Source organism: Pseudomonas sp. MF09156 (assembly GCF_059862305.1).
The window spans coordinates 498585-525309 of the sequence record NZ_JCBCUR010000002.1 but is presented as its reverse complement, the minus strand read 5'-3'; the positions used below and the strand labels follow the sequence as shown (position 1 = coordinate 525309).

Annotated in this window: 27 protein-coding genes; 10 read left to right on the top strand and 17 right to left on the bottom strand. The window is 63.8% G+C overall.

Annotated features, from left to right (window positions below):
* Positions 1 to 126: 126 nt before the first annotated feature.
* On the top strand, positions 127 to 1041 hold the full coding sequence (locus AC19YY_RS08235) for a LysR family transcriptional regulator (RefSeq protein ID WP_170042163.1): 915 nt from the start codon (positions 127 to 129) through the stop codon (positions 1039 to 1041).
* A 102-nt stretch (positions 1042 to 1143) separates the two neighbouring features.
* Here AC19YY_RS08235 and madM read toward each other — a convergent pair whose 3' ends face one another.
* From madM to AC19YY_RS08180, 11 genes are all read right to left on the bottom strand, one after another.
* Positions 1144 to 1908 carry a malonate transporter subunit MadM gene (madM, locus tag AC19YY_RS08230; RefSeq protein ID WP_169953582.1) on the bottom strand — a complete coding sequence of 255 codons (765 nt, stop codon included), beginning with the start codon at positions 1906 to 1908 and terminating at the stop codon, positions 1144 to 1146.
* 5 nt (positions 1909 to 1913) lie between these two features.
* Positions 1914 to 2306: a malonate transporter subunit MadL gene (gene madL / locus AC19YY_RS08225; RefSeq protein ID WP_169953580.1), complete on the bottom strand. Its 393-nt coding sequence runs from the start codon at positions 2304 to 2306 to the stop codon at positions 1914 to 1916.
* A 66-nt stretch (positions 2307 to 2372) separates the two neighbouring features.
* Positions 2373 to 3278, bottom strand: coding sequence for a malonate decarboxylase subunit epsilon (gene mdcH, locus AC19YY_RS08220; RefSeq protein WP_500604049.1), 906 nt, complete (start codon positions 3276 to 3278; stop codon positions 2373 to 2375).
* The gene (locus tag AC19YY_RS08215; protein ID WP_170057591.1) at positions 3275 to 3871 is read right to left on the bottom strand and encodes a malonate decarboxylase holo-ACP synthase; all 597 of its coding nucleotides are present in this window, start codon (positions 3869 to 3871) and stop codon (positions 3275 to 3277) included. Before AC19YY_RS08215 ends, mdcH begins: the two co-directional genes overlap by 4 nt.
* Positions 3865 to 4644, bottom strand: a complete 780-nt coding sequence (gene mdcE, locus AC19YY_RS08210) for a biotin-independent malonate decarboxylase subunit gamma (RefSeq protein ID WP_172313632.1) — start codon at positions 4642 to 4644, stop codon at positions 3865 to 3867. The genes AC19YY_RS08215 and mdcE overlap by 7 nt, the downstream gene beginning before the upstream one ends.
* The gene (locus AC19YY_RS08205) at positions 4641 to 5483 is read right to left on the bottom strand and encodes a biotin-independent malonate decarboxylase subunit beta (RefSeq protein ID WP_170057589.1); all 843 of its coding nucleotides are present in this window, start codon (positions 5481 to 5483) and stop codon (positions 4641 to 4643) included. Before AC19YY_RS08205 ends, mdcE begins: the two co-directional genes overlap by 4 nt.
* Entirely contained in the window at positions 5476 to 5775 is a 300-nt protein-coding gene (locus AC19YY_RS08200; protein ID WP_057960874.1) for a malonate decarboxylase subunit delta, read from the bottom strand. Before AC19YY_RS08200 ends, AC19YY_RS08205 begins: the two co-directional genes overlap by 8 nt.
* Positions 5775 to 6632, bottom strand: a complete 858-nt coding sequence (locus AC19YY_RS08195) for a triphosphoribosyl-dephospho-CoA synthase (protein ID WP_500604048.1) — start codon at positions 6630 to 6632, stop codon at positions 5775 to 5777. Before AC19YY_RS08195 ends, AC19YY_RS08200 begins: the two co-directional genes overlap by 1 nt.
* Entirely contained in the window at positions 6633 to 8303 is a 1671-nt protein-coding gene (mdcA, locus tag AC19YY_RS08190; protein ID WP_115129199.1) for a malonate decarboxylase subunit alpha, read from the bottom strand.
* 99 nt (positions 8304 to 8402) lie between these two features.
* Positions 8403 to 9125, bottom strand: a complete 723-nt coding sequence (locus AC19YY_RS08185; RefSeq protein ID WP_172313640.1) for a hypothetical protein — start codon at positions 9123 to 9125, stop codon at positions 8403 to 8405.
* A 121-nt stretch (positions 9126 to 9246) separates the two neighbouring features.
* A complete protein-coding gene (locus AC19YY_RS08180) occupies positions 9247 to 9498 on the bottom strand; it encodes a DUF6124 family protein (protein ID WP_500604047.1) in 252 nt (83 codons plus the stop codon).
* A gap of 395 nt (positions 9499 to 9893) precedes the next feature.
* Between AC19YY_RS08180 and AC19YY_RS08175 the strand changes: the two genes are divergently transcribed.
* Both AC19YY_RS08175 and AC19YY_RS08170 read left to right on the top strand, forming a co-directional pair.
* Positions 9894 to 10154, top strand: coding sequence for a type II toxin-antitoxin system RelE/ParE family toxin (locus tag AC19YY_RS08175; RefSeq protein WP_169953841.1), 261 nt, complete (start codon positions 9894 to 9896; stop codon positions 10152 to 10154).
* A gap of 14 nt (positions 10155 to 10168) precedes the next feature.
* Complete coding sequence (locus AC19YY_RS08170; protein ID WP_099168625.1) at positions 10169 to 10456, top strand: HigA family addiction module antitoxin; 288 nt, start codon at positions 10169 to 10171, stop codon at positions 10454 to 10456.
* Positions 10457 to 10615: 159 nt separating this feature from the next.
* Here AC19YY_RS08170 and AC19YY_RS08165 read toward each other — a convergent pair whose 3' ends face one another.
* The 6 genes from AC19YY_RS08165 to pilG all read right to left on the bottom strand — a co-directional run bounded on the left by AC19YY_RS08165 (position 10616) and on the right by pilG (position 20492).
* Complete coding sequence (locus AC19YY_RS08165) at positions 10616 to 11071, bottom strand: chemotaxis protein CheW (protein WP_169953565.1); 456 nt, start codon at positions 11069 to 11071, stop codon at positions 10616 to 10618.
* Positions 11064 to 16919: a hybrid sensor histidine kinase/response regulator gene (locus AC19YY_RS08160; RefSeq protein ID WP_500604046.1), complete on the bottom strand. Its 5856-nt coding sequence runs from the start codon at positions 16917 to 16919 to the stop codon at positions 11064 to 11066. Before AC19YY_RS08160 ends, AC19YY_RS08165 begins: the two co-directional genes overlap by 8 nt.
* 158 nt (positions 16920 to 17077) lie before the next feature.
* Positions 17078 to 19129: a methyl-accepting chemotaxis protein gene (locus AC19YY_RS08155; protein ID WP_500604045.1), complete on the bottom strand. Its 2052-nt coding sequence runs from the start codon at positions 19127 to 19129 to the stop codon at positions 17078 to 17080.
* Positions 19126 to 19662: a chemotaxis protein CheW gene (locus AC19YY_RS08150; RefSeq protein WP_169953562.1), complete on the bottom strand. Its 537-nt coding sequence runs from the start codon at positions 19660 to 19662 to the stop codon at positions 19126 to 19128. The genes AC19YY_RS08155 and AC19YY_RS08150 overlap by 4 nt, the downstream gene beginning before the upstream one ends.
* A gap of 12 nt (positions 19663 to 19674) precedes the next feature.
* A complete protein-coding gene (gene pilH / locus AC19YY_RS08145) occupies positions 19675 to 20040 on the bottom strand; it encodes a twitching motility response regulator PilH (protein ID WP_169953561.1) in 366 nt (121 codons plus the stop codon).
* A 44-nt stretch (positions 20041 to 20084) separates the two neighbouring features.
* Positions 20085 to 20492 carry a twitching motility response regulator PilG gene (gene pilG, locus AC19YY_RS08140; protein ID WP_032858786.1) on the bottom strand — a complete coding sequence of 136 codons (408 nt, stop codon included), beginning with the start codon at positions 20490 to 20492 and terminating at the stop codon, positions 20085 to 20087.
* 238 nt (positions 20493 to 20730) lie between these two features.
* Here pilG and gshB point away from each other — a divergent pair, with 238 nt between their 5' ends.
* The 7 genes from gshB (at position 20731) to AC19YY_RS08105 (ending at position 26654) form a co-directional block, all read left to right on the top strand.
* Positions 20731 to 21684: a glutathione synthase gene (gshB, locus tag AC19YY_RS08135; protein ID WP_029300457.1), complete on the top strand. Its 954-nt coding sequence runs from the start codon at positions 20731 to 20733 to the stop codon at positions 21682 to 21684.
* A gap of 77 nt (positions 21685 to 21761) precedes the next feature.
* Positions 21762 to 22661: an energy transducer TonB gene (locus AC19YY_RS08130; protein ID WP_169953560.1), complete on the top strand. Its 900-nt coding sequence runs from the start codon at positions 21762 to 21764 to the stop codon at positions 22659 to 22661.
* A 100-nt stretch (positions 22662 to 22761) separates the two neighbouring features.
* Positions 22762 to 23331: a YqgE/AlgH family protein gene (locus AC19YY_RS08125; RefSeq protein ID WP_170042156.1), complete on the top strand. Its 570-nt coding sequence runs from the start codon at positions 22762 to 22764 to the stop codon at positions 23329 to 23331.
* Positions 23331 to 23768, top strand: a complete 438-nt coding sequence (gene ruvX / locus AC19YY_RS08120; RefSeq protein ID WP_005792259.1) for a Holliday junction resolvase RuvX — start codon at positions 23331 to 23333, stop codon at positions 23766 to 23768. The genes AC19YY_RS08125 and ruvX overlap by 1 nt, the downstream gene beginning before the upstream one ends.
* Before the next feature lie 82 nt (positions 23769 to 23850).
* Positions 23851 to 24357 (top strand): bifunctional pyr operon transcriptional regulator/uracil phosphoribosyltransferase PyrR, encoded by a 507-nt coding sequence (gene pyrR / locus AC19YY_RS08115; protein WP_169953558.1) that lies wholly within the window; start codon positions 23851 to 23853, stop codon positions 24355 to 24357.
* A gap of 24 nt (positions 24358 to 24381) precedes the next feature.
* Positions 24382 to 25386: an aspartate carbamoyltransferase catalytic subunit gene (locus tag AC19YY_RS08110; protein WP_038444135.1), complete on the top strand. Its 1005-nt coding sequence runs from the start codon at positions 24382 to 24384 to the stop codon at positions 25384 to 25386.
* Entirely contained in the window at positions 25383 to 26654 is a 1272-nt protein-coding gene (locus tag AC19YY_RS08105; protein ID WP_500604044.1) for a dihydroorotase, read from the top strand. Before AC19YY_RS08110 ends, AC19YY_RS08105 begins: the two co-directional genes overlap by 4 nt.
* The last annotated feature ends 71 nt before the right edge of the window (positions 26655 to 26725 follow it).

The following is a 26725-nucleotide window of genomic DNA, read 5'->3' as shown; positions in this document are numbered from 1 at the left end:
CCAACCTCCAAAACTGCTGCATCTACCCCATAAGGCTCAGGCCTGACAGGCGAGAGTGCAAGACCGTTATGACGGTTGCGGCGCTTTAAGGGCACAATCGAACGCATTCGAATAAGAGTCATCGCCATGCTGATCGACGAAGAATTTACCCTCAAGAAACTGGAAATCTTCCTGGCCTTCATGCGCACCGGCAACCTGGCCCGTGCCGCCGCCGAGTTGCAGACCAGCAATGTCAGCGTGCACCGGGCCATCCACTCCCTGGAAAACGCACTGCGCTGCCCGCTGTTCAAGCACGAAGGGCGCAACCTCACCCCCCTGGAAAGCGCCTACATCCTCGAAGAGCGCGCGCAGAAGCTGGTACAGGATGTGGTCGACAGCGTGCGCCTGACCCGCGAAGCCGCCGGTTTCTCCGCCGAGCGTTTCAAGCTCGGCGCTCTGTATTCGCTGACGGTCAAGACCGTGCCGCAACTGATCATGGGTCTGAAAATCAGGCGTAGCGAGCTCAATATCGACCTGATCCTGGGCTCCAACGTCGACCTGATGTACAAGCTCAAAAACATGGAAGTCGACGCGATCCTGATCTCCCTCGACGACCAGGCCGTCGAGCCGGATTGCGCGCAGATCCAGCTGTTTTGCGACGATATCTTCCTCGCCACCCCCGCCGACTCGCCCCTGGATCGCGAACAGGAAATCGACCTGGCCCAGGTGCGCGATGCCACCTTCATCACCCTGACCCAAGGCTTCGCCACCCACCAGGACGGCGCACGGGTGTTCAAGCAGGCAGGCTTCGAGCCGAAGGTGGCGATGCAGGTCAACGATATCTTTACCCTGCTGAGCATGGTCAGCTCGGGCGTTGGTTATGCGCTGCTGCCGGGAAGGATCGCGGCGGTGTATGAGAACCGGGTCAAGCTGATCCCGTTGCAACCACGCTACCGGTTGCAGCAGCACATTGGCGTGGTGTTCTTGAAGGCCAAGGAGCGCGATCCGAACCTGCTGGCGTTGTTGGCGGAGTGTCGGATGTATGCCAATCGGCAACGTTGAACACTGCCCCTGTAGGAGCCGGATTGCCGGCGATGAGGCCATTCGCCTTGCGACACATCCAAGGCAGCCATCGCCGGCAAGCCGGATCCCACAAAGGGTCGATCAGCCCACCAACCCGCGCATGATCAAAAACAACAACGAAGGCCCCAACAAACACCCCAGCGCCGTATAAAACGCCGCCGTCAGGCAGCCATAAGGCACCAGCTTCGGATCAGTCGCCGCCAGCCCACCGGCCACGCCGCTGGAGGTGCCCATCAGCCCGCCGAAGATCACCGCACTGCGCGGGCTGTTCAGGCCAATCAGCGGGGCGACGAACGGGGTCATCACCATCACCAGAATGGCCTTGATCAACCCCGCCGCGATGGACAGCGCCATCACCTCGGAACTGGCGCCAATCGCCGCCCCGGTCACCGGCCCGACGATGTAGGTCACGGCCCCGGCGCCGATGGTGGTCAGGCTCACTGCATCGGTATAACCAAACGCCATGGCCACTCCGACGCCTGCGATAAACGACGAGCCAACGCCGACAAACAACGCCAGCACCCCCACATATCCAGCACGCTTGAGCTCATCGACGCTCACCCCAAACGCGGTGGCCACGATGGCAAAGTCCCGCAACATCGCCCCGCCCAGCAGGCCGATGCCCGACAGCAACGGGATATCCACCACGCCCTTGGCCCCGCCGGTAAACGCACCACCCACATAGGACAGCACCAGCCCCAGCAGGATCGCGATGGCCGAACCATGCAGGCGGCCTTTGGTGAAGGTGTCGCTGATCCAGTAGGACACCCACATGGTCAGGCCGATTACCGCAAAACCGCTGATCAGGCCGTAGCCGGTGATGACTTTCATCAAGGATTCGTACATGGCGCTCACCCTGCCGACTTGGGAGTGACAACCGCTTCCGGCTCACGCTTGCCGATGCGCACCAGCACCGGCACCAGGGCAAATGCCACCACCACCGCGCTGGTGCCGGCGAGGATCGCCATCGGGCCGCCACTGATCGCGCCATACACGTTTTGCTGGGCCGCCATGGCCACCACAATGGGAATGTACACCGCCGCCCAGAAGCTCACGCCCTGCTCGGATTTGCCGGTAAACAGGCCACGCTTAGCGAGGTAACTGCCCAGGCCGATCAGCAGCAACATCGCGATCCCCACCCCGCCGACGTTGGCCGGGATGCCCATCCATTTGCCCAATAGCTCGCCGACGAACAGGCCCGCCAGGGTACACAGGGCCAGAAACGCCACACCGTAAATAATCATGCTGGTAGTCCTCTTGATGCTTGATCGAAATTGTTGTTTTTGTGCTTCGAAAGCCAAGCTCACGCTTTATCGGTGGTGGCGGCCCTCCTGTTCCAGCAAGGCCTGCAAGGTGTCCAGGCGCGCACCTTCGAAGGCAATCACGGTGCCTTGCTCAAACACCCGCCGCGCAAGGCCGGTAAGGACTGTGCCCGGAGGCAGCTCGATGTGCAGGCGCACGCCGCGCTCATAGGCGCTTTGCACGGTGCCGCGCCAATCGACGAGGCGGCACATGTTGAACGCCAGGTCGTCGCGCAACTGCGCAGGATCGCGAATCGGCCGCGCCCGGCTGCTACTCAGGTAAATAATGGCCGGCGCCTTGAGCGCGACCTTGGCAAACGCTTCAGCGAGGGCCTGGGCCGGTTGCTCCAGCAGGGCGCAATGGGACGGCACGCTGACGGCCAGGCGCTTGGCCACGCCCTGGCCTTTGACGCGGTTGGCCACCCGTTGCATGGCGGCATCGCTGCCGGCGATCACGCACTGGTTATCGGCATTGATATTGGCCAGGTACACCGGGGTTTGCGCGCTGTGGATCTCGGCGAGCACGCTTTCGACGGTGGATAACTCCAGGCCGATCAGTGCGGTCATGCCATAGCCCTGTGGATAAGCGTGCTGCATCAGTTCACCGCGCAGGCTGACCAGCCGCAGCGCATCGGCAAACGCCAGGGCCCCGGCGATCACTGCCGCCGGATAAGCGCCGATGGACAGGCCCGCCACATAGTCCGGTGTGTGTTGCAACTCACGGGCATGGGCCACGCCGGCGATCAGCAGGCACAGTTGCACGGCGCGGGTGCTGGCCAGGGCCTGCGCCGAATCGAGCTGGCGCACCTCTTGTCCCAAGGTATCGCTGGCTTCATCGAGGACATTGGCAGGCAATTGCTGGAGCATGCCCGGGCGTTGGGCACCCTGCCCCGGAAACACCAGGAGGCTGCTCATGCCACGGCCTGCCAAGGGTCGATCACCAGATGCGCACCGCTGGCGTTTTTCAGCAGCACCCGCAGCGATGGGCCGGCCCATTCGCGCAAGGCCACCGCGCCATAAGGGGTTTGCAATTGCAGGTCCACGGCACACGGTGCGGTGTCCAGAATCGCCAGCAGCGCCTCGGCATCACCGCGATCAAGCCGCTCGGGCGCGCGCAGCAGCAAATCCAGATCGCTCTGGGCATGCAGTGCCTCAATGCCCGTGGCCAACTCGAAACCCGCGCTGCCCGTCACACCCCAAACCTCTTGCGCCAGCACCGGCCGCAGTTGATCGAGGGCGCGCAACGCCGGTAAATCCCGCGGCGAGATCACCCCGCACAGGGCCTCGGGTGTCACTCGCCGTTGCACAGCCGCCACGGGCATCACGGCCGCAAAGCGCTGCTCCCGCAAACGTCCACGCACACCCACCGCCACATAGCCCGGTTCGGCCAGCGCCCGGCGCACCACCACTGGCTGCCCCGCCCCGATCACCGCCAGTACCCAGGCCGGTGCGTCAGCGGGCACGTGCGCCGGGGCCATGCCCCAGAGCAAGTCGTGGGCGTTCACCATTGTTCCCGCAACAGCTGGCGTACATGGCTAGACGCGGCACGATTGACGGCGCCCAGGCGCCCGCGTAAATCGCGCACGCCGCTGTTCTGCACATCCTTGATCGCCTGCACCAGGCAATCCCTGACCCGCGCCAGGTCGTCGGCGGTCGGTTGTTCGATCTGGCTGACCGTGAGGGTTTCCCAGAGCAAGCCGAGGCTGGCATAGCTGTCGATGTCATAGGCCATGGGCGGCACGCTGGCGGCCAGGGCTTCGAGCTCTTCGACGCTACGCAAGGTGACCCGCGCCGCCGAGGCCTTGCCCATGGCGTGCACCATCACCCCAGGGTCGCGCAGGGCAATCAGGCGGTTGGCCTGGTAGCCATGGGCGAGAAACGCCCCGGACATGGCCTTGCCCACCAGCAACCCGATCACCGGGTGCCCGGCCAAACGGGCGCGGGCATAACTGTCCGCCGCCGCCGCCAGGGCCTGATGAATGCCCAGGGCTTCTTCGCGACGGCCATAGGCCTGGCTCGGCACGTCGACAATAGCCACAATCGGGCGTTGATCGCCGCGGGCGATGGTTTCATCCACCGCCTTGGCCAGGCCCCAGCCTTCCAGCAACCCAACCTCACCTTGGCGGGCGCGGGGGAAGCGGTTGGCAGCATCGGGCACCACCGCGATAAACCGCACGGCCTGCTCGCCGAGCACGCCATCAGCAACTTTCAACGAAGCCGGCAAACCCGCCACCGGCGCTGCATCCGCGCGCAATGCGTTGAACCAGTGCAAGCCTCTCATGAGCGTTCTCCCTGATACAGGTCACGAACCGTGGCCGGCTCGATCTGCGGTTCGGCGTCCAGCGCAGCCAGGCGCGCCAGGTAATAGTCGGCCTGGCGGCTGCGCGGCGCTGCCGGCAAACCTTGCTGCAACAGTTCGCTGATCTGCTGGCGGATCTGCGCCACATCGTCCGCCACATAACGGTCGGCCAGGCCGCTGTTGAAGCGCTGCTCGCCGCCGGTCAGGCTCCAGATGAAGGGCCGGTCACGGGAGTCGTATTCTTCAAGGCCGGCTTCCTGTTCGATCACTTGCGGGCCGTTCAAGCCCAGGCGCGCTTCACGGGTCACCACCAGGTAGCTGCACAGGCCCGCGGCAATGGACATGCCGCCAAAACAGCCAACGCTGCCGGCCACTACGCCGATCACCGGTTGGTACTGGCGCAGGTCGACAATCGCCGCGTGGATATCGGCAATCGCCGCCAGCCCGAGGTTGGCCTCCTGCAGGCGCACGCCGCCGGTTTCCAGCAGCAGCACCGCACGCGTCGGGATGCCGTTGCGGTTGTCCTCGGCGGCCAGCTCCAGGGCACCGGCGATTTTCGCGCCGCCCACTTCACCGAGGCTGCCGCCCTGGAAGTTGCCTTCGATGGCGGCGATCACCAGCGGCACGCCATCGAGGGTGCCCTTGGCGATCACCACCCCGTCGTCAGCCTGCGGCACCACGCCCTGGCGGCTCAACCACGGCGACATCACGCGCTGGAACGGGTCGATCAATTCACGGTAGCTGCCGGCATCGAGCAAGGCCTTGGCCCGCTGGCGGGCGCCGAGTTCGACGAAGCTGTGCCGGTTGAGTAAATCAGTCATGGCCAAGCTCCTCGAAACCTTGCTCCAGGCGCAAACGCACCACGCCGGGGGTGGCGCCAAAATCGTGGATCTGAATGTTCAGCGCCGGTGGGGTCTGCTCCTGGAAAATCCGCTGGAACAGGTGCTGCCAACGCTGCTCGGCGCCGTTGACCGAGGTTTGCACCTGGATGCTCAAGGTGCCCGCCGTGCCCGGTTCCAGCAGCACTTCAAGGTCGCCGGAACCGACGCAGCCCACCAGCGCGCGGCCTTTGGGCGGCTGCCCGGCGGGGAATTCAAAGGATAGGGTTTCCATCAAAACGCTCCGTCGCAAGACTCGATGCGGTCGATAAACAGGCAGGCGGCCAACAGGTCGGCGGCGCCACCGGGGGAGGCATTCAGGGCCAGCAGTTGCTGGTCCAGCTCATTGAGGCGACGCCGCCCGGCCAGGCTCGCGCTGCCGCCCGCATCCAGCACGGCCTGGGCGCCCCGTTGCATCGCCTGCAAGCCATCGGTGCCGGCGCGGTAGAGCACGCAGGTGTCGGCCAGTTGGGTCATGATCGCCAGCAGCGCATCGAGGCGCGCGTTCTGCTCGCCGTGTTGTTGCAAACGGCTTGCGTGCAGTTGCGGCAGGCCCCGTTGCAGCACTGCGGGGAAGCCCAGTTGCGCTTCTTCGCGGGCGCCACGTACGCCATAGCGCTGCGCGACTTGCGCGCCATGGCTCAGCGGTTGCGGTGCAAAACGGTCATTGAGCAGGGCCAGGCGCGCAGCCCTTAAAGTCAGCGCATTGGCCGTGCGCAAGGCAGGTGCCAGCGCGGCGGCGGCCACCAGCAGGCCAAGGGCCCAGATCGCGCCACGGTGGGTATTCACGCCCTGGGTGGTGGCGAGCATCGCCTGTTCGCCTTCGCGGCCGATCCGGCCGAGGGCTTCGCGCAGCGGCAGGCCGATCTCGCCCAGGGCAATCGCCGCTTCGGCCATTTCCTTGAAGGCCGGCCACAAGGACAGCGCCGACGCGTGCATCAGGCCCAGGTGCAAATCGTGATGGGCGCCATTGCCGCGCCGATCCACCAGCGCCGGCTTGGGCGACAGGTCCGCTTCGTCGATCAGTGCATCGACCGCCAGGTCCGCCAGTTGCTCGGCCAGGGTCAGTGTGTGCAGTTTGAGTGCGTGCATTTACCAGCTCCTGAACTTGGCGGGCGGGTTGTACAGGCCACCGGACCAGTCCACCAGGTCGGCCACGCTTTTGGCCGCCAGCAGTTCGCGGGTGGCGTCGGTGCGGCGGATGCCGAGGTCTTCGGGCAAGGCGATCAGGCCTTCGCGGCGCATGCGCGCGGTGTCCTTGGGGTTGTGGCGCAGGCCGATGGCGGTCACCCCGGCGACCGCCGCGATCATCGCCTGGCGCTCTTCCAGGGAGCGCGCCTTGTACAGGTAGGCGATGCCTTCTTCGGTGAGCAAGTGGGTCACGTCGTCGCCGTAGATCATGATCGGCGCCAGGGGCATGCCGCTTTTGCGCGCCACTTCCACTGCGTCGAGGGTGTCGACGAAGGTCGGTTTGCCGCCCTCCTGGAAGGTCTCGACCATCTGCACCACCAGCTTTTTGCCGCGCTCCAGCAAGGCTTCGGGGGCATCGTCGTGGCGCATATCGAGCCAGGCCGGGGTGCCGTGGCGGCGCCCGCGTGGGTCGTGGCCCATGTTCGGCGCACCGCCAAACCCGGCGAGCCGGCCTCGGGTCACGGTGGACGAATGACCGTCACCATCCACCTGCAAAGTGGCGCCGATAAACAGGTCCACCGCGTATTGCCCCGCCAGTTGGCAGAACATCCGGTTGGAGCGCAACGAGCCGTCGCGACCGGTGAAGAACACATCCGGGCGCGCGGCGATGTAGTTTTCCATGCCCAGTTCGGTGCCGAAGCAATGCACGCTTTCAACCCAGCCGCTTTCGATGGCGGGGATCAACGTGGGGTGCGGGTTGAGGGTCCAGTTGCGGCAGATCTTGCCTTTAAGGCCCAGGGACTCACCGTAGGTCGGCAGGATCAGTTCAATGGCGGCGGTATTGAAACCAATGCCATGGTTCAGCGACTGCACGTTGTGTTTTTCGTAGATGCCACGGATCGCCATCATCGCCATCAGCACATGCACCGGCTTGATATGCCGGGGGTCGCGGGTGAACAGCGGTTCGATATAGAAGGGCTTGTCGGCCACCACCACGAAATCCACCCAACTGGCCGGGATGTCCACGCGGGGCAAGTCGCTGACGTCGTCCACCAATTGGTTGACCTGCACGATGACGATGCCATCGCTGAACGCCGCCGGCTCGATCAGCGCCGGGGTGTCTTCGGTGCTGGGGCCGGTGTAGATATTGCCGGCGCGGTCGGCCATGAAGCCTGCGGACAGCACCACGTTGGGGATCAGGTCTACGACCAGTCGCGCATAGAGTTCGATGTAGGTGTGGATCGCGCCGACTTCCAGCAGGCCGTCTTCAAGCAGCTGGCTGATGCGCAGGGATTGGGTGCCGGCAAACGAGAAATCGAGCTTGCGGGCGATGCCCTTTTCAAACAGGTCCAGGTGCTCGGAGCGCCCGACGCTGGGCATGATCATGTGCAAATCGTGGAGCACGGCCGGGTCGGCCTTGGCCAGGGAACGCGAGAGAAAGTCGGCCTGCTTCTGGTTATTGCCTTCCAGCACCACGCGGTCGCCGGGCAGGATCAGGGCTTGCAGGGCCTCGACGATCCTGTCGCTGGGCAGCACGGCCCCGTCGGCAAACGCCTGGACCAGCCCGAGCCGCCGCTGCTTCTCGTCGCGGCGCCGCGTCCAGCGCGAGTCGGGGGTTATTGTTGTTGTCATGATCGCTCCACGGGTTCGCTGTCGTGGGGCTCACCATAGGAGTGAATCGGGGGGGTATCAATCAAGCTCGGCGGTGGATTGTTACGGTTGGAGTAACGGTCAGGAGCGCCGCCATTCCATGCGCTGGCGCCACACCGTCCAGCCCAAGCCAATGCCCGCCACGCCATGAAACCCCAGCACCGCCGCCAGGCTCCAGCTCACCAGCCCCCAAATCGCCTGCACGTACACGGGCAGCAGAAACAGCAGCAGCCCAAACAACACGGCCACGCCCCATTGCTCCCACTTCATCAACCGACGCAGATAGGAGACGATCGCGCAGCCTGACACCGCGCCCAGGAAAGCCAGCAACAGGCCGGTGACTTCATGCCCCGACACCACGGGCCAATCCAGGCGCCACAAGGGCAGGCAGAAAACAGTCAGCACCAGTGAACACATCAGGATAAACACGAACAGGTATTCAAAGACCGCCAGGCCCCAGCCACGAATGCTGGTGCGGGTCTGTTCAATCTCGGCCTTGCTTGGTCTTTTCGAAATGGCCACCCCAAGCAAGCACGAGCCCAAACCGCCGAGGCTCATGACCACCAGGTTGATCACAACACCCTTGATTTCTTTGCCTGTGGCGTTGAGCACGAGGGTTTCCAGGTACCCCAAGATAAACACCGCGCCCACCACCGAAATCCCGAAGCCAGCGAGCTTGCCGCGCCGTGTCGGAAAACTCATCGTCGCGCTGGCAGTGAACACCAACACCAGGAACCACAACAGCAAAGCACCGGTAAACGGGGTGAGGTTGTACAGCCAGGCAAATACGTCAAATAGCCACATTGTGTTGTTGCTTCCACCGAAAGACTCGTCGGGTTATCGGCGGGTTTACGTGGGGCTTTATCCGAGCAGGCATCAGTCCCAAAAAGGGAACGAACGGTCCCTTTTTGGGACTGATCAAGTTTTACGCAGCGGCCGCAGGCGATAGTTGCTCCAGCGCACGCTCGACCAGCAGTTGGCCCAGTTCGGTCATTTGTTGGATGGCCAGGAGCACGCCGCGCTGGGCGCCGTTCAGCTCAAAGGCCAGGCCGCAGGCCAGGGCGTTGAGGGAGGCGAGGGTTTCGCTGGCGTTGACCAGCAGGGTTTCGGTGTTCTGGTGTGGGTTGACGGTGAAGATACTGGATGAGGTAGGCGGGTTGGGGGTGGGTTTGATCATGGTGAACATCTCCGATATGTGAAGGAGACTGACACCGCTTGCTTGCACGCAAATCGGGTGGCAGCTGTGCGCAGGTGTGCAAGACCGGGCATATCGGACCCCGGCAGACCCGAAGGTCTCCCACGCACAGCCGCCATAACAAACACAGCAGGCATAAAAAACGCCCGTTGAATGGCTATGGGCGTTGGTGCGCCGATATGTAACCGGACTTGCACGTCCGTGTCACCGTTTTTTGCGATGACCGACCAAGCCTAGGCGCGCAGGCGGCGAGCGACAAGTTCATGGGCGGCGCGAAAATGTGCGGGAAAAATCTGAAGGCATCATGCCGCATGATCATTCCTACAGATTTTTAGGATTGTTGCTCGGATGGCACCTCTCCAGCCTTTGGAATTTGAATCATCTCACCAGCAGAACATTATGAAACAGGATCAACCAAAGGCATCAACGCGGGTCACGCGAAACGCTTGCGTCGTGTGCTGCTGATTCTGGATAGCGCAGGACACCCGGGCGAATTGAATCTCCCAGGATGGCGTTTTCATCGACTCAAAGGCGATCTGCTCGACTACTGCTCCGTCAGCATTAGCGGTAACTGGCGCATCATTTTTCGTATGCTTGATGATCACGTCGAACTGGTTGATTACCTTGACTACCATTGAACAGGGGCACGTACATGGGTATGCACAACCCGCCACATCCCGGCGAAATCCTGCTTGAGGATGTGATGCCCAGCTTGGGCATCACCATTACCGAAATGGCCCGGCGGCTCGGCTTTGCCAGGGAAACATTCTCCAGGATCCTGCATGGTCACGCGCCAGTCAGCCCAGACCTTGCCGTGAGGTTGGAGCGGGCAGGCATCAGCAAAGCGCGGTTATGGTTGTCGATGCAAAGTACCTACGATCTTTGGCAAGCAGAGCACCGTGAACAACCGGTCATTGAGCGTTTTGCGCAGATTAAGTAAGGTTTGGCGCCAAGCGCACTCCAATGTGGGAGCTGGCTTGCCTGCGATGCAGACGCTTCGGTGTGTCAGTTAAACCGAGGTGATGCTATCGCAGGCAAGCCAGCTCCCACACAAGCCAGCTCCACACATTGGGTCTTCAGAGGTGCTGATAACGGCTGTTCAGGCCAACCCAGCCTCGACCAGCAGCGCTTCCAACCCCATCAGGTCCGGCACTTTCGCCACATGCTCGCCGACCTGTACCGCCGCCAGTTCCAGCGGTGATAGGGGTACGTCCACATAACTCAGTTGGCTGTCGAGCTTGTACGAGCGGGGAATGCCCTGGATCACCAGCGCGATGAACTTCAAGGTCGGGCGCCCGCCGAGGGCGTTGAGCACGACGATCCGTGCGCGTTCGCTGACAACGCTGGTACCACCGCAGGCCGCTTCGAAGCTGATCAGGGGCAGTTGCTGGTCGCGCCAGGTCACTTGCCGCAGGTACCAGGGCGGAGCGTCGCTGGCCGGTTCGCCGCGCTGGAAGTCGATCAGCTCGGCCACCGCCACGTTGGGCAGCAGCAGGTGGCGGTCGGCCAGGGGCAGCAGCAAGCCGGTGAGTTGGCTGGTGCGGTGGTCAAGCATGTTTCGGGCTCCAGTAGGCGATGCTTTCGAGCAACACCGACTCTTGATAGGGCTTGCCAAGGTAGTCGTTGACGCCAATCGCCATGGCCCGATCGCGGTGTTTCTGGCCGGTGCGCGAGGTGATCATGATGATCGGCAGGCGCGCGAGCCGTGGGTCGTTGCGCACCTGGATCGCCACTTCGAAGCCATCCATGCGCGGCATTTCGATGTCCAGCAACATCAGGTCCGGGGTGTGTTCTTCGAGCAGGGCGATGGCGTCGATGCCGTCCTTGGCAGTCAGTACGTTCATGCCGTTGCGCTCGAGCAGGCGGCTGGTGACTTTGCGTACGGTCACCGAGTCGTCTACCACCAGCACCAGCAATCGCTGTTTTTTCTGCGGCTCGTTGACCGCCAATGCCGTGTCCGCCGCCTGGGCCGGCAAGGCCGGGGCCAGGGCGCGGATATGTGCCAGCAGGTCGATGATCAACACCACCCGGCCATCGCCGAGGATGGTCGCCCCGGACAGCCCCTGCACCGCCGCAAACTGCGGGCCCAGGCCCTTGACCACGATTTCCCGGGTGCCGGCCATGTCGTCCACCTGCACCGCAATATATCGCTCGTTGCATTGCATCAGCAGCACCGGCAGCGGCTGGTTCTGCCCCAGCAGCTTGGGCCGGGCCACGGTGTGCAGCAGCTCGCCCAGGTAATACAGCTCATAGCGCTGGCCGGCGTATTGATACACCGGCGGGTCCAGTTGGTAGTGCCCTTCCAGCTCATTGGGCAACACGCGCACCAGGCCCTGGATGGTGTTCAGCGGGATCGCGTACTGGTCTTCCGCGCACTGCACCATCAACGCCCGGTTGACCGACACGGTGAACGGCAGGCGAATGCGAAAATGCACGCCCTGCCCCGGCGTAGAGTCGATCACCATGCTCCCGCCGAGTTGGCGCACTTCTTCATGCACCACGTCCATGCCCACGCCGCGCCCGGAAATCTGGGTGATTTTTTCGGCGGTGGAAAACCCCGGCTGCAAGATGAACTGCAACACATCGCGATCGCTGATCTCCATCTCCGGGTCCAGCAGGCCACGCTTGATCGCCTTGCGCCGCACCGCATCCAGCGGCACGCCAGCGCCGTCGTCGCGCATGTCGAAGATGATGTCGCCACCTTCATGGCTCAGGTCCAGGGTGATCCGGCCCTTCTGCGGCTTGCCCGCCAACAGCCGTGCATCCCGCGATTCCAGGCCATGGTCGACGGCGTTGCGCAGCATATGCTCCAGGGGCGCGGCCATGCGCTCCAGCACGTTGCGGTCCATCTCGCCCTCGGCATTGCCGACCACGAATTCCACGTCCTTGCCCAGCTCGCCGGCCACTTGCCGCACGATACGCTTGAGGCGCGGCAGCATGCGCTCGAACGGCACCATGCGCGTGCGCATCAGGCCTTCTTGCAGCTCGGTGTTGATCCGCGCCTGTTGCTGCAACAGGTTCTGCGCGTCCTGGTTGCGCTGGTCGAGGGTTTCCTTGAGGTCCAAAAGGTCCGAGGCCGACTCGGACAACGCGCGGGACAGCTGTTGCAACTGGGAATGGCGATCCATTTCCAGTGGATCGAATTCTTCGTAGCCCAGGCGCTCGGTCTCGGCGTGCTGGCGGCTGAGGATACGGCCCTGGGTCTCGGTATCGAGGCGGCGCAGTTGGTCACGCATGCGCTCGATGGTGGTTTCCACCTCACTGAGGGCGGCGCGGGCGTCGTTGACCTGCTGCTCGATGCGCCCACGGAAAATCGAGGTTTCGCCGGCGAGGTTGACCAGGTCATCCAGCAGCTCGGCAGAGATTTTCACCATGTCCGCGCCCGGCTCGCTAGCGGCCGGGGCTTCGGGTTTGCTGGCGGCCATGGCGACCGGTGCGGCCTGGTCTTCGCTGGGCTGGACCAGGCTTTTGATGCGCTCGATCAGGCGCTCCACCGAACCGACCGGCAACCCCGCCGCCACTGCCTCGACCATCTGCGCCAGGCGGTCATGGCAGCCCTGCAGCAGCGCAAACAGCTCGCTGGTGGGCGCCAGCAAGCCCGCCGACAGGCCTTCGTAGAGAAACTCCAGTTCGTGGGCCAGGTCGCCAATCGGGCCGATCTCGACCATCCGCGCGCCGCCCTTGAGGGTGTGCAGGTCGCGCAGCAGGGTCTCGACTTCCTGGCGGCCCTGGGGCTCGGCCTGCCAGCGCGACAGTGCGGCGCCGGAGCTGTCGAGGATGTCGGCCGCTTCCTCCAGAAAGATGTCCAGCAGCTCCGGATCACTGCCGCCGCCCTGTGCATCGGGCGGTGTGGGCAGCGCCACCGGCGCGGCGTTCTGGCGCACCTCGCGCAAGCGGCCAATCAGGGCGCTGGAATCACTCAAGGGTTGCTGCTCTTGCAACTGCTCCAGTTGCAAGGCCAGGTGTTCATGGCTGTCCATCAACACTTGCGCCATTTCAACGGAGTAGTTGTAGCGCCGGTCCACCAGGCCTTCGTAAAGGCTTTCCAACTCTTGGGCCAGATCGCCCACCGGGCCGATTTCGGCCATGCGCGCACCGCCGCGCAGGGTGTGCAGGTCGCGTTGCAGGGACGACAGCGGCGCCACGCCGTCGGGGTCCAGCAGCCAGCGCTTGAGGGACTGCCCGGCGCTGTCGAGGATATCCACCGCTTCTTCAAGGAAGATCTCGACGATCTCATCGTCCACCGCCCAGTCCTGCTGCAACTGCGAGGTGGCCGCGCCCAGTTCGGCAATGCTCAAGGCGCGGCTGCCATCGGTTTTGATCAGGCCGGTGGCGCTGGGGTCGAGCCCTTCATCGAGTAACTCGCGCAAGGCTTTCATGCGCGCCGGCGCCGGGCTGACCTCCTGGCCGGCGGCCAGTTGGTCGAGCATGTTGATCAGGGCTTCATGGGCCTGTTCGGCCTCCTGGAAAAATCGCTCGCTGACCGCCAGGCTGCTTTCTTCCACCGCGCCATACAGGTCGAGCAAGGCTTCGCACAGTTCATCCATCGGATGCAGTTCGGCCAGGTGCGCGCCCTCGCCCAGGGTGGTCAGCTCGTCCAGCAACGCACTGAGCTCCTGGCGCTCGCCAGGGTGTTGTTGCCAGCGCCGCAGCAGGCTTTCGGCATCGAGCAGGATGTCCATGCCCTGGGCCAGGAAGTTGCTGATCAACTGTGGGTCGCGCTTGACCCGCAGGCCGGCGCTCGGCGCATTGAGGAAGGCTTCGAGCTGGCTGTCGAGGCGCGCCTGGGTGCGCTCGATCAACGATTGCGCACCGTCGATGGGCGCCAGGGGGTCACTGTCCAACTGGCGCAGGCCGCGCTGGAACAGGGCTTCGCCCTCCAGCAGCAAGTCGATTTCATCCAGGTCCAGGGCCAGGCGATGGGCCTTGTATTCGCGGGTCAGGTGGTCCAGCGGCCGCGCCAGTTCGGCGATGGGCAAGACGCCCGCCATGTAGGCACTGCCCTTGAGGGTATGCAGGGCACGTTGCAACTCATCGCTGACAGGCAGCGGCATCTGCTCGGTGGCCTGGTGCAAAAACCGATTGAGGCTGTCCAGGTGACTCTGTGCTTCGTTGCGAAAGATCTCCAGCAGCAGTGGGTCGAGCGCGCTGTCATCCTGAGCCACGGCTGGCGGTAACGGCGCGCCACTGGCCAGGGCATGGGCGCGTGCGGCAAGGTGGTCGACATCATCGCGCTGGCGCTGGGTGTCGGCGGCGAACTCGGCGATCAAGGCCGGCAGCAGCACCAGCACGTCATCCAGCACGGCCTGGACCTCGGCGCCCGGCGCGACCACCCGTTCCAGCACGCGGTTCAGCAGGTTTTCCACGGCCCACGCCAACTCCGCCAACACCAGGGCACGCACCATGCGCCCGCTGCCCTTGAGGGTATGGAAGGCGCGGCGCATGTCGCTCAGGGCGGTTTTATCTTCAAGGCTGGCGGCACCTTGGGGCACCAGGCGCTGCAACACATCCAGCACTTCGGCGGTTTCTTCCAGGAACACTTCGCGCAGTTCATCATCCACCGACTCTTCATCGGCTGGCGGCGGCAGCAGGCTGCCCGGGCGTTGCAGGGCCGGTGGGTTGAGACGTGGGGTCGGGCTGGCCAGGGCCTGCGCCAGGGTCTGGGAATCGACCGGCAATTCATCGTGCGGTGCCGAGGGTTCCTGGCGCCAGGCTTGCTGCGCGGGCACTGGCGCATAACCTAGCGCCGCGAGCCCGTCAAAAGCGATATCCAACACCCGCTCGCCCGGTGCATCCGGGTCCTGCAGCATGCGCTCCAGGTAGTGTTCCAGGCTGGTGAGCACATCGGCGCAATGCTCCAGCTGCGCCGCCGGCGGCGCGGTGTCATGGCCCATCCACTGTTCATCGACGTAAATCTTGAAGCCACGCACCAGGCTCGCCGCGCGCGGCAGCGGGATCATCGCCAGGGCGCCACGCACCTGGGTCAGCAGCTCTGGCAGGGACTCCAGGCGCTGTGTATCCCATTGCGCCTCAAGGCAGTCGATGACCAGCTCTCGCGCCTGCTTGAGGCACTGGCATGACTCCTTGATCACCAATTGGTGGATCTGGGTCAGGTCGGTGGTGGGCAGGCGGCTGTCTTCACGGTTTTGCGGTTCGACGGTGCCGACCATCCCGGCCAGCGTCGCCTCGACATACAGCAACGCCCCGGCCACATCCATCAACACCGCGTCGTTGGGCTCGCGCTGCCCCTGGGCCAGGCCCTGGACCACCGCCAATTGGTCGATGATCACTTTGCGCGGCTGGCCAAAGCCCAATACCGCCAGGGTATCGGCGATCTGCCGCAACGGCGCCAGCAGGCTGTCCAGGCCAGAGATGTGTTGGCGGTCGCTGCGCACGAACAGGTCCAGGCGCTCCTTGACCCGCACCAACTCCTCACACAACGCACCGAGCACCGAGCCCATGGCGTTGCGGTCCGGCCCGGCCAGGCGCGCGCGCTCGGCATCGACCACGGTGCTGTCGGGCAAGGCTTCATCCAGGCCGTAGCGTTCCTTGAGGCTTTGCATGCGCGGTGTCGGTCGGGTGACTTTGGCGATGTAAAACAGCAGGCTCTTGAGCAGTTGGTCGGGCGCCGGGGTGTTGATCCCTTCGATGCCCTGGATTTGCAGGCGCTTGAGCACCTTGTCACAGCTCTTGAGTAGGCTGCGCAACGCCGGGCTATTGGCGATAACGCCGGTGAGCATGCCTTCGGCCAGCGCCGAGGTGACTTGCCACAACGCCAGCAACGGCGCGCCGTGGCACAGCGCTTCCAGTTGCGCGAAGACCCGCGCCATGTCTTCCAGGTTGCTCGGGCCGTGGTCTTCACGCAGCAGCCCGGCCAGGCCCTGTTGCAGCATTTGCCGCCATTGCTGCAGTTGTTCGGTAAAATCGGCCGGCGCTCGTTGGGCCAGGGCATCATCGGGCAGCGGCGCGATCACCAGCAGTTGCGGGCTGAACAGGCTGGTTTCCGAGAGCAGGCTTTTGCCGTGCACGCTGCGCAGGTCGTTGAGCAGTGGCAACACCACCAGGGGCAGGTCGCGCCGCGCGCTGTGCACACGGTCCAGGTACAACGGCAGTTGGCCGAGGGCTTGCTGCAGCAGGCGAATGCCTTCTTCACGCTGGCTGACACGCCCGGCTTGCAGGGCCAGGGCCAGGTGCTCCATTTCTTCGGCGAGCAGTGCCGCGCCGTAGAACTCGACCATTTGCAGGGCACCGTGGACCTGGTGAATGCCCTCCAGGCACTGCGCCAGGGCTTGCTCGCTGGCGTCCTCGGCAAAGGCGTCCAGCGCCGCACGGGCCTGCTTCAGGGTGTCGGCGATCTCGCCCTTGACCCATTCGAGGGCGACGTAGTCGTGCCGGTCAACCATAACGACTCCCGTCTGAATGGGTGAAAAGTGAGAATCCATGTGGGAGCGGGCTTGCTCGCGAAAGCGCTGGATCAGTCGGCACATTAGGTGACTGATACACCGCTTTCGCGAGCAAGCCCGCTCCCACATTTAGATTGCGGTGGCTTTGGGGAGGCATGTCATTCATCGGTCTTGCGCACGGGCGGCAGGGTGAAACCCGATACCGAGCGGCGCAACTGGCTGGCCATTTTGGCCAGGTTGCCAATGCTCTCGGCGGTGGCCGTGGAGCCCGATGAGGTCTGGCTGGTGATCTGCTGGATCACGTTCATGGTCAGGGAGATCTGCCCCGCCGACGAGGTTTGCTGCTGCGCGGCGTTGGAGATGCTCTGGATCAGCGCGGCCAGGGTCTTGGACACCCCCTCGATTTCTTCCAGGGCCACCCCGGCGTCCTGGGCCAGGCGCGCGCCACGTACCACTTCGGTGGTGGTCTGCTCCATGGAGATCACCGCTTCGTTGGTGTCGGTCTGGATCGCCCGCACCAGGTTCTCGATCTGCCGGGTAGCCGCCGACGAGCGCTCGGCCAGGCGTTGCACTTCATCGGCCACCACCGCAAACCCGCGCCCGGCGTCACCGGCCATGCTCGCCTGGATCGCGGCATTGAGGGCCAGGATGTTGGTCTGCTCGGCGATGTCGTCGATCAGGCTGACGATGTCGCCGATTTCCTGGGACGACTCGCCCAGGCGCTTGATGCGCTTGGCGGTGTCCTGGATCTGCTCGCGAATGTTGTCCATGCCATGGATGGTGTTGTGCACCACCTCGTTGCCCTTGTTGGCGATCTCCACCGAGCGCTCGGCCACCGCCGAAGACTCGGCGGCGTTGGCCGATACCTGGTCGATGGATTGGGCCATCTGGTTGATCGCCGTCGAGGCTTCGGCAATCTGCTGGGCCTGGTGTTCCGAGGCCTGGGCCAGGTGCATGGCGGTGGCCTGGGTTTCCTGCACGGCGCCGGCCACTTCACCGGCGGTGAGGTTGATGGTCGCCACCAGGTCGCGCAACTGGTCCACCGAATAGTTGATGGAGTCGGCGATGGTGCCGGTGAAGTCTTCGGTCACCGAGGCGGTCACGGTGAGGTCGCCGTCGGCCAGGTCTTCGATTTCGTCGAGCAGGCGCATGATCGCGTTCTGGTTGCGTTCGTTTTTCTCGGCGGTTTCGCGTAGCTGGCGATTGGTCTCGCGCACCATCACCAGGCCAATCAGGATGATTGACGCCAGCGCCAGCAAGCCCAGGACATAACCGCCGATGGTGTCGAGGGTGCGCCCGCCGGCCAGGTTTTCAAAACCGGTGGCCAGGTGCGAGGCTTCATCGAGCAGGGTTTGCGACAGGCTGAAGATGTTGCTTGCCGAGGCGCGCACCTGGAACAGTTGCGGCGAGGTTTCGAGGATTTCATCCACGGAGCCGGAGACAAACTCGAACAGCTCGGCAATCTCCGCCAGGCGCACACGGGCGTCCGGGTCCTGCACTTCGCTGATCTTCAGGCCTGCGCTGCCCTGGAGCATGCCGGCCAGGACCTGGCCAAAGCGGTTGGCATCGCGGCCAAAGGCGTCGGCGGCCTTGACCGCCGTGTCATCCCCCGCCAGCACCGTGTTGACCGCCCCCAGGATGCGCTCGGCCAGCAGCGATTGGCGCTGGGCCACAGCCACCTGGCTGGCGGGCGCGCCGCGCTGCAGCAGGATCTCGACGACCTTTTCCGACTCCAGCTGCAATTGCGGCACGGTTTCGGCCAGGGTCGCCGCCACTTGATGCAGGGACAGCACCGTCTGCTCGCTGGCCAGGATCACGTCGGTGTTCTTCAGCAAGGCTTCCCAGTCATGCTGCACGGCGCGCATTTCACTGCGCACGGCGCTGGGCGCAGCGGGCAGGCCGGTGGCCGGGTCGCCTTTTTTCAGGTAGCTCCAGCGCTGGGCAAAATCATTGCGCGCCTCGCTCAACAGCTTGAACGCGGCGGCCTTGCCGGCTGCGGCCTCGGTGGCGTTCTTGGCAATGCGCTGGGACAGCACGCGCAGCTCGCCGGCGTGGCCGATGTACTGCTTGTCGTAGGTGGACTGGGTGTTGAGGTACGCGAAGTTGGCGAACAGCAGCATGATGAAGATAATCAGCGCGATAAACAGCACGATGATCTGCGAGCGGCTACGGGAGGCTTCCTGCGGTTTGACGGGCGTGGCGGTGCTCATGCGGCAACATCCAGAAAGCCCGGGGCCTGGGCCAGGGCGAAGGGGCTGAAGACCTGCCACAGCGGGTCGCCGCTGAACTGGCCTTGGATAAACGCGGCGCTGGCCGCGGGCACGCTGGCCGATACCGGGCGCAGCTGGTCCTGGGCGAAGTGCTGCAGGCCGACCACCTCATCCACCAGCAGGCCGACGAAAGTGTCTTCGTGTTCGATCACCAGCACCCGGCGCTGCTTGCGCGCCGTCGACAGCTCGTAGCCGAAAAACCCGCACAGGTTGATCACCGGCAGCAAGCGCCCGCGCAGGTTGGCCACGCCCCTGACCCAGGGCTTGACCCCGGGCATCAGGGTGCAGCGCGGTTCATGCAGTACCTCGGCGACTTCGCCCATGGGCGCCACATACCAATGCCCGCCCAGGCGAAAGCCAATGCCACTCCAGCTGTGCGAGCGGGTTTCCTGGGACGGCAAATCAGCGGCCAACAGGCGGCAACGGCGGTCGATGTCCAGCAGCAGCTCAAAGGCGGTTTGCGACTCGGTCATGGGAACGTGCCGTCAGGACTTGAGCACCGAGTTCAGCACTTCGATCAGCTTGTCTTCTTCCACCGGCTTGGTCAGGTACGCCTTGGCGCCCTGGCGTGCGCCCCAGATCTTGTCGGTTTCCTGGTCCTTGGTGGTGACGATGATGATCGGGATACCGTTGGTTTCCGGCTCCTTGGACAACTGGCGTGTAGCCTGGAAGCCATTGAGGCCGGGCATGACGATATCCATCAGGACGGCGTCGGGTTTTTCCTGGCGGGCCAGGGCCACGCCATCGGCGCCATTCTCGGCCTTGAGGACTTGGTGGCCGTGCTTTTCCAGCATGCCGGTCAGTTTGTACATTTCAGTCGGCGAATCGTCGACGATCAGAACGCGTGCCATGGTTTTCCCCACTACATTGGTTGACGCAAGCCCAGGGGGCTGGGTCAATGTGCTTGTTCTACTGCGGCGAAACCCGGCACATAGGCCTTGATCGCACTGAGCAGTTCTTCCTTGCTGAAAGGCTTGGTCAAAAATTGATCGACGCCGACGATGCGCCCCTTGGCCTTGTCGAACAGGCCGTCCCTGGACGACAGCATGATCACCGGGATGGCCTTGAACGCCGGGTTGTTCTTGACCAGGGCGCAGGTCTGATAGCCATCCAGGCGCGGCATCATGATGTCGACAAAGATAATGTGCGGGTGATGGTCAACGATCCTGGCCAGGGCATCAAAACCGTCGATGGCCGTGATGACTTCGCACCCCACGTTCTTCAACAGCGTTTCAGCGGTGCGGCGAATCGTTTTCGAGTCGTCGATCACCATCACTTTCAAGGCGTTGGAATGCTGTTCCATATCTGCTCTACCATCGCCACAGCGAATCGGGTTTCGGTGTGTACTGCCGGATGCTGCCTGGGACTAGCGCCAAAACCCTTGCCATGCAAGGGCCGACACGCCATGGCAGCCTTTTTAGCACAGACTGGGGAGGCAATCTATCGGCCAACCGGCAAGGTGGTTTTTCCTTGACCCACAACAGCCGCAGCGCCACTCTGACGCCACTTTTATGCGCCCTTATTTGCTAGAGGAATTCCCCATGAGCGTTCGCGTCGGCATTGTCATGGACCCTATCGCCAGCATCTCCTATAAAAAGGATAGCTCGCTGGCCATGCTGCTGGCCGCCCAGGCCCGCGGCTGGACCCTGTTCTATATGGAACAGCGCGACCTTTACCAGGGCGATGGCGAGGCGCGGGCGCGGATGCGCCCCTTGCAGGTGTTCGCCAACCCTGAGAAATGGTTTGAGCTGCAAGACGAGATCGACAGCCCCCTGAGCGACCTGGACGTGATCCTGATGCGCAAGGATCCGCCGTTCGACATGGAGTTCGTCTACTCCACCTACCTGTTGGAGCAGGCCGAGCGCGCCGGCGTGCTGATCGTCAACAAGCCGCAGAGCCTGCGCGACTGCAACGAAAAACTGTTCGCCACCCTGTTCCCACAGTGCACGCCGCCGACCGTGGTCAGCCGCCGCGCCGATGTGCTGCGTGAATTTGCCGCCAAGCATGGCGATGTGATCCTCAAGCCGCTGGATGGCATGGGCGGCACCTCGATCTTCCGTCACCGCGCGGGCGACCCGAACCTGTCGGTGATCCTTGAGACCCTGACCGCCCTGGGCACCCAGCAGATCATGGGCCAGGCCTACCTGCCGGCAATCAAGGACGGCGACAAGCGCATCCTGATGATCGACGGCGAGCCGGTGGATTATTGCCTGGCGCGTATCCCGGCGGCCGGCGAGACCCGTGGCAACCTCGCGGCCGGTGGTCGTGGCGAAGCCCGCCCGCTGAGCGACAAGGACCGCTGGATCGCCGCCCAGGTTGGCCCGACCCTGCGGGAAAAGGGCCTGCTGTTTGTAGGCCTTGACGTAATTGGCGAGCACCTGACCGAAATCAACGTGACCAGTCCCACCTGTATCCGCGAAATAGACAACGCGTTCGGCACCAATATCGGCGAAATGCTCATGGCGGCAATTGCCGACAAGCTACAAGCCAAGTGACATAGAACAGCCAGATGTAAACCAACATTGCGCTATCATGCGCCACCCGTGAGACGCGCGATGTTGGTTTTCCTGTTATGACGCTTCCGTCCGACCTGCCCCCCGAACTCAGCCACAGCGGCGTACGCCCGGCTGATCGGCTCGGATTTACCCTGTTCCTGGCAGCGCTGATTCATTTGGCGTTGATCCTCGGCCTGGGCTTCACGTTCGTCGAACCCCAGCAAATCAGCAAAACCCTGGAAATCACCCTCGCCACCTTCAAAAGTGAGAAAAAGCCCGAGAAGGCTGACTTTCTGGCGCAGGACAACCAGCAGGGCAGCGGCACCCTGGATAAAAAGGCAGTGCCCAAGACCACCGAAGTGGCGCCCTTCCAGGACAACAAGATCAATAAGGTCACCCCGCCTCCAGCGGCCAAGCCCGAGGTCAAGCAGGCCGCGCCCAAGGCCGCCGTCGCCACCATTGCGCCAAAACCCCAGAAGGCCGTGACCCAGCGCGAAGCCGTGAAGACCGAGCCTGTGCCGAGCAAGCCCGCACCAACATTCGACAGCTCGCAACTTTCCAGCGAAATCTCCAGCCTGGAGGCCGAACTGGCCAACGAACAACAGTTGTATGCCAAGCGCCCGCGCATCTATCGGCTCAATGCCGCCTCTACCATGCGCGACAAAGGCGCCTGGTATAAGGACGAATGGCGCAAGAAGGTCGAGCGCATCGGCAACCTGAACTACCCGGACGAGGCCCGGCGCCAGCAGATCTACGGCAACCTGCGCCTGCTCGTATCAATCAACCGCGACGGCTCCTTATATGAAGTGCTGGTGCTGGAGTCCTCCGGCCAGCCATTACTGGACCAGGCGGCGCAACGCATCGTGCGCCTGGCCGCACCGTTCGCCCCGTTTACCGGCGACCTGAACGATATCGACCGCCTGGAAATCATCCGCACCTGGCGCTTTGCCAAGGGCGACCGACTTTCCAGCAATTGACTACCCCACGCTCGCTCCTACACGGGCAACAAATCCGCTAACCGTATTCCTACACATCCCCAGCTTGTCAGTTCGCCCCTCCAACGCCACACTAGCGGACATGAAAAATGTCAGCCCGACTTACCTCAAGCACCAATTCCTGATCGCCATGCCCCATATGGCCGACCCGAACTTTGCGCACACCTTGACCTATATCGTCGAGCACACGGCCAATGGCGCCATGGGGCTGGTGGTCAACCGACCGCAAGACCTGAACCTGGCGGATATCCTTGAGCAACTGCGCCCGGAGATCGACCCACCCGCCAGTTGCCAGGCGGTGCCGATCTACTTCGGTGGCCCGGTGCAGACTGACCGCGGCTTCGTGCTGCATCCCAGCGGCCCGACGTTCCAGGCAACCGTCGACCTGGAGGGCGTGTCGTTGTCCACCTCCCAGGACGTGCTGTTTGCCATCGCTGATGGCGCCGGCCCGCAGCAGAGCCTGATCACCCTGGGTTACGCGGGCTGGGAAGCCGGGCAACTGGAAGAAGAGCTGGCCAACAATGCCTGGCTGACCTGCCCCTTCGATGCCGACATTCTGTTCAACACCGCCAGCGAACTGCGCCTGAATGCCGCGGCCAAGCAGTTGGGGGTCAACCTCAACCTGCTGACCAGCCAGGTGGGGCACGCCTGATGGCCTTGCGACTGATCCTCGGGTTTGACTATGGCACCAAGCAGATTGGCGTGGCCGTGGGCCAGGTCATTACCGGCCAGGCCCGCGAGCTGTGTACCTTGAAGGCGCAGAACGGCATACCGGACTGGAATCAGGTCGAAGCCCTGATCAAGGAATGGAAACCCGACGCCGTGGTGGTCGGCCTGCCGCTGAACATGGACGGCACCCCCAGCGACATGTGCCTGCGCGCCGAAAAGTTCGCCCGCCGCCTCAACGGCCGCTACAACCTGCCCTTCTATACCCACGATGAACGCCTGACGACCTTCGAGGCCAAGGGTGAGCGTCGCGACCGTGGCGGGCAGAAAGGCAGCTACCGCGACAACCCGGTCGACGCCATTGCCGCCGCCTTGCTGCTGCAGGGTTGGCTGGATGAAAACACCGCTTTATTTGAATCCTGACTGACGCGGCTTGCCGCGTCTTCTTACGTTTGAGCCCGGACTTTGCCAGCGTCACGCTGCCCAAGCCCTTGAAGGAGCCACCATGAGCCTGCCCAATCCCGCCGAACTGATCCGTCAGATGGCGACGAGCCTCACGACCCACCTGCAACACCGCGCCATCAGCGAGCCGCGTTTCATCGGTATCCGTACCGGTGGCGTGTGGGTCGCCCAGGCGTTGCTGCAAGAGCTGGGCAGTGATGCGCCCCTGGGCACCCTGGATGTGTCCTTCTACCGCGATGACTTCAGCCAGAACGGCCTGCACCCGCAAGTGCGCCCGTCAGCGCTGCCCTTTGAAATCGAAGGCCAGCACCTGGTACTGATCGATGACGTGCTGATGAGCGGGCGCACCATCCGCGCCGCCATGAACGAGCTGTTCGACTACGGCCGCCCGGCCAGCATCACCCTGGTCTGCCTGCTCGACCTCGAGGCTGGCGAACTGCCGATCAGCCCGGATGTGGTGGGTGCGACCCTGTCGCTTTCGGCCCAGCAGCGGGTAAAATTGTCCGGTCCCACGCCGCTCGAACTCGAACTGCAAGACCTCGCCCTTTAAACCGCCTTGTAAAGAGTCCCCGCGATGACGCCTCTAGATGCCAAGCGCCCGCTGCAGCTCAACGCTCAGGGCCAGCTGCAACACTTCCTGTCCCTCGACGGCCTGCCCCGCGAATTGCTCACCGAAATCCTCGACACTGCCGACTCGTTCCTTGAAGTCGGCGGCCGGGCGGTGAAGAAAGTCCCGCTGCTGCGCGGCAAAACCATTTGCAACGTGTTCTTCGAGAACTCGACGCGCACCCGCACCACCTTCGAACTGGCGGCCCAGCGCCTGTCAGCCGACGTGATCACCCTGAACGTCTCCACCTCGTCGGCGAGCAAGGGCGAAACCCTGCTCGACACCCTGCGCAACCTGGAGGCCATGGCGGCCGACATGTTCGTGGTGCGTCATGGCGACTCGGGCGCGGCGCACTTTATCGCCGAGCACGTGTGCCCACAGGTGGCGATCATCAACGGTGGCGATGGCCGCCACGCCCACCCGACCCAGGGCATGCTCGACATGCTCACCATCCGTCGGCACAAGGGCGGCTTTGAAAACCTCTCGGTGGCCATCGTCGGCGATATCCTGCACTCGCGGGTGGCACGCTCGAACATGCTGGCCCTGAAAACCCTGGGCTGCCCGGATATCCGCGTGATTGCGCCGAAAACCCTGCTGCCGGTAGGCATCGAGCAATACGGGGTGAAGGTCTACACCGACATGGCCGAAGGCCTGAAGGATGTCGACGTGGTGATCATGCTGCGCCTGCAACGCGAGCGCATGGCCGGTGGCCTGCTGCCCAGCGAAGGCGAGTTCTACCGCCTGTTCGGCCTGACCACCGCACGCCTGGCCGGCGCCAAGCCGGATGCCATTGTCATGCACCCAGGCCCGATCAACCGGGGGGTGGAGATTGAGTCGGCGGTGGCCGACGGTCCGCACTCGGTGATTCTCAACCAGGTCACCTACGGCATCGCGGTGCGCATGGCCGTGCTGTCCATGGCCATGAGCGGGCAAACCGCCCAACGTCAATTCGAGCAGGAGAACGCCCAGTGAAGCTCAGCATTCTCGGCGCCCGAGTCATCGATCCGGCCAGCGGCCTGGATCAAGTCACTGATCTGCACCTGGAAGCCGGCAAGATCATCGCCATCGACGCCGCCCCCAGTGGTTTCAGCCCGGTTCAGAGCATCGATGCCAAAGGCCTGGTGGCCGCGCCCGGCCTGGTAGACCTGAACGTGGCCCTGCGCGAGCCGGGCTATAGCCGCAAAGGCAGCATCGCCAGCGAAACCCGCGCCGCCGCTGCAGGCGGTGTCACCAGCCTGTGCTGCCCGCCGCAGACCAAACCGGTGCTGGACACCTCGGCCGTGGCCGAGCTGATCCTCGACCGCGCCCGCGAGGCCGGCAATTGCAAAGTGTTCCCCATCGGCGCCCTGAGCAAAGGCCTGGATGGCGAGCAACTGGCCGAGCTGATTGCCCTGCGCGACGCGGGTTGCGTGGCCTTCGGCAACGGCCTGGAGAGTTTCCGCAGCACCCGCACCCTGTGCCGTGCCCTGGAGTACGCGGCCACCTTCGACCTGACGGTGATCTTCCACTCCCAGGACCACGACCTGGCCGAAGGCGGCCTGGCCCACGAAGGCCCCACCGCCAGTTTCCTCGGCCTGGCAGGCATCCCGGAAACCGCAGAAACCGTGGCCCTGGCCCGTGATCTGCTGCTGGTGGAACAAAGCGGCGTGCGCGCACACTTCAGCCAGCTGACCAGCGCCCGCGGCGTAGCCTTGATCGCCCAGGCCCAGGCCCGTGGCCTGCCGGTGACCGCCGATGTGGCGCTGTACCAGTTGATCCTGACCGATGAGGCATTGATCGACTTCTCCAGCCTGTACCACGTGCAACCGCCACTGCGCACCCGCGCCGACCGTGACGGTTTGCGTGCGGCGGTGAAGTCCGGGGTGGTTTCGGCGATCTCCAGCCACCACCAGCCCCACGAACGGGATGCCAAGCTGGCACCGTTTGGCGCGACAGAGCCTGGGATCAGTAGCGTCGAGCTGCTGCTGCCACTGGCAATGACCCTGGTGGAAGATGGGTTGCTGGACTTGCCAACGTTGCTGGCACGCCTGAGCTCAGGCCCGGCGCAAGCGCTGCGCCTGCCGGCGGGCAAGCTGGCGGTGGGTGCGGCGGCGGACCTGGTGCTGTTTGACCCGGCCAGTTCTACTGTCGCCGGCGAGCAGTGGCTGTCCCGCGGTGAAAACTGCCCGTTCATCGGCCATAGCTTGCCGGCGACTGTGCGTTACACCCTGGTGGATGGACGGATCAGCTACCAGGCTTGATCCAGAACTGAAGCGGGCACAGTCAAATGTAGGAGCGGGCTTGCTCGCGAAAGCGGTGTATCAGTTAACAA